Source organism: Pantoea stewartii subsp. stewartii (assembly GCF_008801695.1).
Lineage (GTDB): Bacteria > Pseudomonadota > Gammaproteobacteria > Enterobacterales > Enterobacteriaceae > Pantoea > Pantoea stewartii.
This window is the reverse complement of sequence record NZ_VZPF01000061.1, coordinates 23575-32415: the sequence shown is the minus strand read 5'-3', so window position 1 is coordinate 32415 and position 8841 is coordinate 23575. Positions and strand designations below refer to the sequence as shown.

The window sequence follows — 8841 nt, the reverse complement described above, 5'->3', positions numbered from 1 at the left end:
ATGTCGAACGGTTGTGGCAGGCGCTTCATGAGACAATAACCCGAAATCACCAGTGCAGTTCAATGTGGCAACTGTTGAAAAAGGTCCATCACTTTATGAATACCGTCAGCCCATTCCCCGGGGGAAAACATGGGCTGGCTAAAGTGTAGCGGTATTAGGATCAGTTATTTAGATGGTAAAGCTGGATAGTGTCGTGCTTTGGTTGTCGATAACGCACCGGCCATATCACTGGCTGGATTAGAGTCGATGTAATCGTTCTGTACTGCGTAACGCATTATGGCTGTGACGCGTTGTTGCAGGCGCTGCGCAACGTCATGCTTTCCACTCGCATCAACTTTTTTAATCGGGGCTAACAGGTGGCTAGTTTTGAGCTGACGAATGTCAGACGAACCGATATGAGGAAAGATATAAAGCTCAAGATAGCGAAGAACGCGCGTTCTATGGTCTTCACTCCAGCGCTTGTTACTGGCGTGCCATTCACGAGCAACGGTTTCAAAAGTGTATGCCCCCGAATTCTCGGCCTGAGCTTCTTTCTGTTCAGCTTTGGGATCAATCCCCTGCACTAACAGCTTTTTAGCTTCATCACGTTTTGCCCTAGCCTGAGCCAGAGTCACCGTAGGCCAAACACCAAAAGCGAGGCGATCCTCTTTTTTGTCAGAGGGGCGTCTGTATTTCATGCGCCAGTATTTAGAACCCTTGGCCGAAACCTCAAGATACAAACCGCCGCCATCGGCCATTTTATAGGTTTTGTCTTTTGGCTTTGCGGTCTCTACCTGTCTGGCATTGAGCTTCATTTGGGGGCACATTTCTAATCGAAGTTAAGATGCCCCCAATTATGCCCCCAACGGCATCCGGATTTCAACGGACAACCTCGGACGACTCAGGACGTAGAAATCGCTGCAAGCATTGATTTTTAAGGGATAATTGGACTTTCTCGGATGGCCTTGGAAGTACTAATGGTGCCGAAGGCCGGACTCGAACCGGCACATCTTTCGATGGTTGATTTTGAATCAACTGCGTCTACCGATTTCGCCACTTCGGCACTGAAGAGGATGCGGAAAACGTTGGCGATTATACCGTTACGTGCCCGGCGCGCAACTCTATTCCGCTGTGATGTGCGCTAAGCGGCGAAAAAACACACGGAACCCGGTAAACCGGCCCTGCGCCGCCCCCAGAATCTTCCCAAACCGCTTTCTCCTCACCATTCTGTCGGAACTTTCTCATCTGCTCTGCCTCTTAGCAACACAAAGCACAAAACCCAACCGAGGTCGAAATGAAAAAGCGCCATATCGCCTGCGCCCTGGCAGCCCTGCTGCTGGCGGGCAATGCGTCAGCCGCAAGCTGGCAGGATCAACTGAGCAGTGCCGCCAACCAGCTCAGCCAGCAAAACAACGGTGCAGCAGGTCAGCAGAACGGCGGGCTGTCGATGTCCTCCATTACCAGCCTGCTGAACAGCAACGACAAAGCCATGAGCGCCAACAGCATGACCAATGCCGCCGGCGTGATGCAGTACTGCGTCGAGCACAACGTGGTGAAAAACAACGTGCAGTCGGTAAAAGACCAGGTGCTGAGCAAGCTGGGCCTGAATACCACCGCGGCACAGGAGCAGAAACCGGATTACACCCAGGGCGTGGCCGGGCTGCTGAACACCGGCAATGGCCAGCAGCTGAACCTGCAAAGCCTCAGCAACTCGCCGATGGGCGAGAAGCTCAAAACCAAAGCCTGTGACGTGGTGCTGAAGCAGGGTAAAAACTTTATCTCCTGACCGTCGCCTGCCAGCCCCGCGCTGGCAGGTTTATCGCCCTTCCCTTCCGCCTGTTTACCGCCTGTCAGCACCCCGCCCGCTGTCTGTATCATCTTGTATCGCAACACGTTAAGTCATAAGTTTTCCTTCCTAATGCGTTGAGCGTTATAGTGATGTTTTGGATTTGAACAGGACGGCACGCATGAAAGGTATCAACATCGCAATTTACTTTGATCCAGACCTGATCACAGCCTGCGTAAATGCGTCAGAAGGGAGCTATGTAAACAAAAAGTTCGAGTACGACGACGGCGTGATCGAAGAGATCTACCAGTGGCTCGAAGAGTACGATCCCAACCGCACGCATATCTGCCTGATTGAAAACGAAAGCGCTGAACTGCTGGCCGACGAACTGGTGGATAACGGTTATCACGTCCACCAGGTCACCATTCACCAGCTGCTGACCTGGTTCGCCGCCGAACCACCCAAGTCCCCCGATGGCACGCCGATGCGTCTGATGTTGCGCTACATGGCCGAAGAGCATCCGCGCGAATATGAATCCCGCACGCCTCAAACTGAAGCGTTGATGGAAATGTTCGATGAGCTGGATGCGCTGGAGATGGTGGAAGACAACGAAGACGAAGACAACCTGCCCGCCGACCTGCTGCGCAGCATGAAGAAGCATAAAATCAGCGCCAGCGATGCGGCACAGCGCCTGATCCCGGACGTGAACGAACGCATCCGCGAGCACCTGATGCAGTACCCGGAGCTGATGACGCCGGAAATCCTGCAAGACTTCTTCCCGGAGCTGCTGGAAGCGCTGGAACGGCCTAAACACTAAGCGGAATAAGGCATGCTGGAGCTAATCAAAGCAATCGGGTTGGGGCTGGTGGTGATCCTGCCGCTCGCCAACCCGCTCACCACCGTGGCGCTGTTTTTGGGCCTGGCCGGTGAGATGAATTTTCGGGAGCGCAACCGTCAGGCCCTGCAGGCGAGCATCTATGTGTTCGCCATCATGATGGTGGCCTGGTACGCGGGCAGCGCGGTGCTGCATACGTTCGGCATCTCCATTCCGGGGCTGCGCATCGCGGGCGGACTGATCGTGGCGTTTATAGGTTTTCGGATGCTGTTTCCGGCGAAGCCGGTGGGCCATTCGGTCGAAGCCAAACACAAGCACGATGAGCTGGAAACCGCGCAGGAGCCGGTGAACATCGCCTTTGTGCCGCTGGCGATGCCGAGCACCGCCGGGCCGGGGACGATCGCGATGATCATCTCCTCGGCGTCTACCGTGCGCAGCGGGGTGGATTTTCCGGCCTGGGTCATTAACGTCGCGCCGGTGCTGACGTTCCTGGTGGTGAGCGTGATTTTATGGATTTCCCTGCGCAGTTCAGGGGCGATTATGCGCCTGGTGGGCAAAGGCGGCATCGAGGCGATATCGCGTCTGATGGGCTTTCTGCTGGTGTGCATGGGCGTGCAGTTCATTATCAACGGCGTGCTGGAAGTGATTCACAACTTCCACTGACGATCTGAGCCGCCCTTAACGGGCGGCTTATCAGCTAAGACGAAACTGGCATAGCTCAGAACAAACCGGCATTTTGACCTGTTCTGGCGCGGGTTACAGTAGGGTTATCAATCATTAAGGATAACCGCCATGCACAAACCGCTGCTCCTGCTTACTGCCCTTGCTCTCTCCTCTGCCGCCCACGCGGCAACGCCAAAAGATACGTTCGTGGTCGCCGTGCCGCTGGACGGCATTATCAGCTTTGACCCGGCGGAAAGCTTTGAAACCGTCAGCAACAGCAGCCTGCGCAACATCTACCAGATGTTACTGGAGCCGGACCATCAGGATCCGCAGAAGCTGTCCCCGCTGGCGGCGCTGCGCTGGCAGCCGGGTAAAACCCCAAACAGTCTGGTGTTTGACCTGAACCCGCAGGCGCGTTTTGCCAGCGGCAATCCGTTAACGGCGAAGGACGTGGTGTTCTCCTTTACCCGCGCGGTGAAGCTGAACAAAGCGCCCTCATTTATCCTGAGTGAATTTGGCTGGACGCCGGAGAATATCGACCAGCAGTTCACCGTGATCAACGATCATCAACTGGAGCTACGCTGGCCGGCACAAATCGGCCAGGATCTGGCCCTGCGCCTGTTGACCGCGCCGGTCTCCTCCATTGTCGACAGCAAGCTGGCGCAGTCGCATGCCGCCAGTAATGATTACGGCAACGGCTGGCTGAAAACCCACTCGGCGGGCAGCGCGGCCTATGCGATCAAACAGTTCGTGCCCCTGCAGGCGCTGGTGCTGGAGGCCAATCCCAACAGCACCCAGAAAGCGCACCTGAAACGGGTGCTGCTGAAAGGCGTGGCCGATCCGGGCACCCGTCGGCTGTTGATCCAGCAGGGCGATGTGGATGCGGCGTACCAGTTGGGGCCGGATCAGCTGGCCTCGCTGAAAAGCGATCCCAATGTGCACATCGCGGCCTTTCCCTCCAGCCTGATCTACTACCTGGGCTTTAACACCAAAAGCACGCAGCAGCCTGCGCTGGGAAATCCGGCCTTATGGCAGGCGGCGCGCTGGCTGGTGGACTACGACAGCCTGGCGAATCAGCTGCTGAAGGGGCAATATCGCGTGCATCAGAGCTTCCTGCCGCAGGGCTTTGACGGCGCGCTGGAGACCAAACCGTTCCACTACGATGTTGAGAAAGCCAAAGCGATTTTAGCCAAAGGCGGCATTAAGCCTGGCGCGCATATCGCGCTGTCGGTGGTGAATCAGCCGCCGTATATCGATATTGCCCAGGCGCTGCAGTCGAGCTTTGCCAAAGCCGAGGTGAATCTGGATATCCAGCCGGTGGCGGAATCCGAGCTGTGGAGCAAGATGCGCAGCCGTCAGTTCGAATCCATCTTTACCTACTGGGGCGCGGACTATATCGACCCGAACACTAACGCCAGTACCTTCGCCTATAACGTGCCAAACGGCAGCAAAACGCTGGCCTGGCGCGTGGGCTGGGATATTCCGGAGCTGAGCGCCCTGACCCATAAAGCCGCCGGAGAAAGCGATGCCGCGAAGCGCCGGGCCGATTACTTCTCGCTGCAACAGCAGCTTCAGCAGAACTCGCCTTACGTGGTGATGCTGCAGGGCGAGGTGCAGGTCGCGCTGCGCAAGAACGTGACGCACGCCCAGCAGGGCATTGGCGTGACGCTGCTGAATTTTGAAGAGGTGCAGAAGTAAATTTCCGGGCGGCAGCACGCAATCTTTACTGACGGCTGCCGCCCCGCTGGCTATGCTTGACGCATGACTGACTATTTGTGAGTACTGCGTTATGACCGCTCCCCTGCTTATCGCCCAAACCCCTGACGTTCAACTGCACCTGCTGCCGCAGATGGCAAACCGCCACGGCCTGATCACCGGTGCGACCGGCACGGGAAAAACCGTGACGCTGCAAAAGCTGGCGGAATCCTTTTCGTCGATTGGCGTGCCGGTATTTATGGCGGATGTGAAAGGCGATCTAACAGGTGTGGCGATGGCAGGCCAGAGCAGCGAGAAGCTGCAGGCGCGACTGGCCAGCATCGGCGTGGCCGACTGGCAACCGCAGCGCAATCCGGTGGTGCTGTGGGACATTTTTGCGGAGAAAGGTCATCCGGTGCGCGCGACCGTGTCGGATCTGGGCCCGCTGATGCTGGCACGGCTGCTGAACCTGAACGAGGTACAGAGCGGCGTGCTGCAGATCATCTTCCGTATTGCCGACGATCAGGGCCTGCTGCTGCTGGATTTTAAAGACCTGCGCGCCATGACGCAGTAAATCGGCGATAACGCGAAAAGTTTTCAGACGCAGTACGGCAATATCAACAGCGCCTCGGTGGGCGCGATCCAGCGCGCGCTGCTGGCGCTGGAAGAACAAGGCGCGGAGCACTTCTTTGGCGAGCCGATGCTGGAAATTAGCGACTGGATGCGCGTCGACGGCGACGGCAAGGGCATCATTAACATCCTGTCGGCCGAGAAGCTGTATCAGATGCCAAAGCTATATGCGACCAGCCTGCTGTGGATGCTGTCAGAGCTGTATGAATACCTGCCGGAAGCGGGCGATCTGGACAAACCGAAGCTGGTGTTCTTCTTTGACGAGGCGCACCTGCTGTTTAACGATGCGCCGCCGGTGCTGCTGGAGAAGATCGAGCAGGTGATCCGCCTGATCCGATCCAAAGGCGTAGGGATCTGGTTCGTGACGCAGAATCCGGCGGACATTCCGGATACGGTGCTGGGCCAGTTAGGCAACCGGGTACAGCATGCGCTGCGCGCTTTTACCCCGCGCGATCAGAAAGCGGTGAAAACCGCCGCCGAAACCCTGCGCGCCAATCCTGCCTTTACGACCGTAGAGGCGATCCAGGCGCTGGGCACCGGCGAAGCGCTGATCTCCTTTCTGGATGCCAAAGGCAGCCCGTCGGTGGTGGAACGGGCGATGGTGATCGCTCCCGGCTCACGCATGGGGCCGGTAAATACGGACGAGCGCAACGGGATGATCAACCATTCTCCGCTGTCGGGCAAATACGACACGGAAATCGATCGGGAATCGGCTTACGAACGTCTGCAACAGGGCGTGCAGGCCGCCAGTGAGAAAGCCAATGCGCCCGAAGCCAAAGGCAACACGGTGGCGGTCGATGACGGTATTCTGGGGGGATTAAAAGACATCCTGTTTGGCAGCACCGGTCCGCGCGGCGGCAAGCGGGATGGCGTGGTGCAAACCATGGCAAAAAGCGCGGGACGACAGATTACTAACCAGATTATTCGCGGCGTGCTGGGCAGCCTGTTTGGCGGTCGCCGTCGCTAAAGGTTGGTGGCAGCCTGGCTGCCACCTTAACGCTACTTGTGTTTCCAGCTGGTGGACACCGGGTTGGTGACGGTGTTCTTTTCCTGCGTGTAGGTGCCGTTCTGCTGGGCAATCGCCTCGCCGGTATCGACAATCGCGTTCTGGATAAACACGTTCTGCTTATCGCCGCGCACAAAGGTCAGCTGATGGAAGGCGGTCTTGTTGCCCCAGTCGGTGGACGGCAGCGAGATAAAGCGCACCGTGAAGGTCTCATCATCGAACTTGCCCTGCATCACGTACACGCCGTAATGGTTTTCCCCCTGCGAGATGATTTTATAGGTGCCGTTGTCGTAGTAATAAATTTCGGCATCGGGGAAGGGTTTTTTGTCGTACATTTTACGGTAATGCAGGACCTGCTTAATGGTGGGCTTTCCGAAGCTGACGGTCAGATTTTTTCCATCGGCAGAGGTGGTCAGCCCTTCTGCGTGCGCGCCGATGCCACTCATTAACATCAACAGACTTGCGGTTGCCGTTGCGATTGCTTTCACGTGAATTCTCCTGGTCTGGTTCCATGGATAGGGTGCGTCAACGTACGGAGACTGCTCCCGAAATGTACACTGCTGTAACTGTTTATAAGAGTGGTAATTTTTAATGTTATTAGTTTTTAGGAACAGTCTGATGCGGGAATCGCCCACCGCGTTAAGACAGGCCGGTTTAGTGCCAGACTTAACTGCGCTTTTCGGCCTGGATCGGGCAACGTTGACTTACTCAGCAGGCAAGCTGCTAAGATCAGGATATGGATAAACAACGCGAATTAAAACGGACCAAACGCCTGGCGCTCTCGCTGCTGCTGCTGGCCGCCATCACTTTTGTTGTCACGCTGTTTCTGCCGCCCAACTTCTACGTCAGCGGTATTAAAGCCATTGCCGAAGCTGCGATGGTCGGGGCGCTGGCCGACTGGTTTGCGGTGGTGGCGCTGTTTCGCCGCGTGCCGGTGCCGTTTATTGCCCGTCATACGGCCATCATTCCGCGTAATAAAGATCGCATCGGTGAGAATCTGGGCCGCTTTGTGCAGGAAAAATTTCTGGATACCGATTCGCTGCTGAATCTGATCCGCCGCCACGATCCGTCGCACATGCTGGCGACATGGCTGAGCGCGCCCGGTAATGCCGATCGGGTCGGTCGTCATCTGTTGCAGGTGATGCGCGGCTTTCTCGATCTGACGGATGACGCACGCATCCAGCACTTTATGCGCCGGGCGGTACACAAGGCGATCGACAAGGTGGATCTCAGCCAGACCGGCGCGCTGATGCTGGAAAGCCTGACCAAAAATAACCGCCATCAGGAGCTGCTGGATGCCGCGGTCGATCAGTTGCTGCGGCTGCTGGATAAACCCAGTACCCGGGAATTTATTGCTAACCAGCTGGTGCGCTGGCTGAAGCGCGAGCATCCCATCAAGGCCAAAATGTTACCGACCGAGTGGCTGGGCGAGCACAGCGCAGAACTGGTGGCGAATGCGGTGGATTCGCTGCTGGATGATGTGGCGCTGGATCAGGGCCATGAACTGCGGCTGGGCTTTAACCGCGCGGTAGATCGCCTGATTGAGAAGCTGAAAAACGATCCGGAAATGGCGGAACGCGCCGAGGTGATTAAAGGCTGGCTGAAAGACGATCCTACGCTGAACCGCTATATCGGCGAGCTGTGGGGCGATCTGCGCGACTGGCTGAAAGCGGATCTCAACAGCGAGGCGTCAAAAGTGCAGGACAAGGTCCGTCAGGCGGCGCTGTGGCTGGGCGAAACCCTGGCCGCTGATGAAGGGCTGCGCAGCTCGATGAATCAGCATCTGGAAGACGCCGCCCGCAGCGTCGCGCCGGAGTTCGCAGCGTTCCTGACGCGCCATATCAGCGACACGGTGAAAAGCTGGGATGCGCGGGAGATGTCGCAGCAGATCGAGCTGAATATCGGTAAGGATCTGCAGTTTATCCGCATCAACGGCACGCTGGTGGGCGGCACCATCGGGCTGGTGCTGTATCTGCTGTCGCAGATTCCGGCGCTGCTGCCGGTGGTGAAAGGCTGGCTGGCCTGATTTAACACTGCCCTGTTCTGCTTAATTCAACTACATGATTAAAGGGAGGTAAACATCCCCTCCCTTAGGTGCGGCCTGAACGTGATTTACCTGAAGGACTTCACGATAATTTCAAGCAGTTGCAGTAGTGCAACCATGAGCTTCAGAAATACGCGAGCGATTTCTATCCATCTCATACGCTGGCTCCTGTGGTCAGGAGCACTTACAGCCTGCGTACCTTT

The 8841-nt window shown here is 56.8% G+C and carries 6 protein-coding genes, 1 tRNA gene and 3 pseudogenes; 7 read left to right on the top strand and 3 right to left on the bottom strand.

Annotated elements, in window-relative coordinates; all coding sequences use genetic code 11:
- A pseudogene (locus F7Q90_RS17595) lies at positions 1–149 on the top strand (IS630 family transposase); the annotation flags it as partial.
- A 21-nt stretch (positions 150–170) separates the two neighbouring features.
- On the opposite strand, the pseudogene F7Q90_RS17590 reads toward F7Q90_RS17595, so the two are convergent.
- Positions 171–794 (bottom strand): annotated as a pseudogene (locus F7Q90_RS17590) (tyrosine-type recombinase/integrase); the annotation flags it as partial.
- A 163-nt stretch (positions 795–957) separates the two neighbouring features.
- Positions 958–1042 (bottom strand) — tRNA-Leu (locus F7Q90_RS17585).
- A 231-nt stretch (positions 1043–1273) separates the two neighbouring features.
- Between F7Q90_RS17585 and F7Q90_RS17580 the strand changes: the two genes are divergently transcribed.
- The 5 genes and pseudogenes from F7Q90_RS17580 to F7Q90_RS17560 all read left to right on the top strand — a co-directional run bounded on the left by F7Q90_RS17580 (position 1274) and on the right by F7Q90_RS17560 (position 6555).
- The gene (locus F7Q90_RS17580) at positions 1274–1765 is read left to right on the top strand and encodes a DUF2501 domain-containing protein (RefSeq protein WP_006121821.1); all 492 of its coding nucleotides are present in this window, start codon (positions 1274–1276) and stop codon (positions 1763–1765) included.
- Positions 1766–1946: 181 nt separating this feature from the next.
- Entirely contained in the window at positions 1947–2582 is a 636-nt protein-coding gene (locus F7Q90_RS17575; protein ID WP_006121820.1) for a hypothetical protein, read from the top strand.
- 12 nt (positions 2583–2594) lie between these two features.
- Entirely contained in the window at positions 2595–3263 is a 669-nt protein-coding gene (locus F7Q90_RS17570; protein ID WP_006121819.1) for a MarC family NAAT transporter, read from the top strand.
- Positions 3264–3392: 129 nt separating this feature from the next.
- Positions 3393–4961, top strand: coding sequence for an ABC transporter substrate-binding protein (locus tag F7Q90_RS17565; RefSeq protein WP_006121818.1), 1569 nt, complete (start codon positions 3393–3395; stop codon positions 4959–4961).
- Between the two features lie 91 nt (positions 4962–5052).
- Positions 5053–6555, top strand: a pseudogene (locus tag F7Q90_RS17560) (helicase HerA-like C-terminal domain-containing protein).
- Between the two features lie 32 nt (positions 6556–6587).
- Here the strand turns inward: F7Q90_RS17560 and F7Q90_RS17555 are convergent.
- Positions 6588–7082, bottom strand: a complete 495-nt coding sequence (locus F7Q90_RS17555) for a hypothetical protein (RefSeq protein WP_006121814.1) — start codon at positions 7080–7082, stop codon at positions 6588–6590.
- Between the two features lie 248 nt (positions 7083–7330).
- On the opposite strand from F7Q90_RS17555, the gene F7Q90_RS17550 reads away from it, so the two are divergent.
- The gene (locus F7Q90_RS17550) at positions 7331–8620 is read left to right on the top strand and encodes a DUF445 domain-containing protein (RefSeq protein WP_006121813.1); all 1290 of its coding nucleotides are present in this window, start codon (positions 7331–7333) and stop codon (positions 8618–8620) included.
- Positions 8621–8841: the final 221 nt, after the last annotated feature.

Excerpts from the sequence above, each read along its gene's own strand:
- F7Q90_RS17575 (WP_006121820.1), top strand. The coding sequence starts at position 1,947 with ATGAAAGGTATCAACATCGCAATTTACTTTGATCCAGACCTGATCACA.
- F7Q90_RS17580 (WP_006121821.1), top strand. The coding sequence starts at position 1,274 with ATGAAAAAGCGCCATATCGCCTGCGCCCTGGCAGCCCTGCTGCTGGCG.
- F7Q90_RS17565 (WP_006121818.1), top strand. The coding sequence starts at position 3,393 with ATGCACAAACCGCTGCTCCTGCTTACTGCCCTTGCTCTCTCCTCTGCC.
- F7Q90_RS17570 (WP_006121819.1), top strand. The coding sequence starts at position 2,595 with ATGCTGGAGCTAATCAAAGCAATCGGGTTGGGGCTGGTGGTGATCCTG.
- F7Q90_RS17550 (WP_006121813.1), top strand. The coding sequence starts at position 7,331 with ATGGATAAACAACGCGAATTAAAACGGACCAAACGCCTGGCGCTCTCG.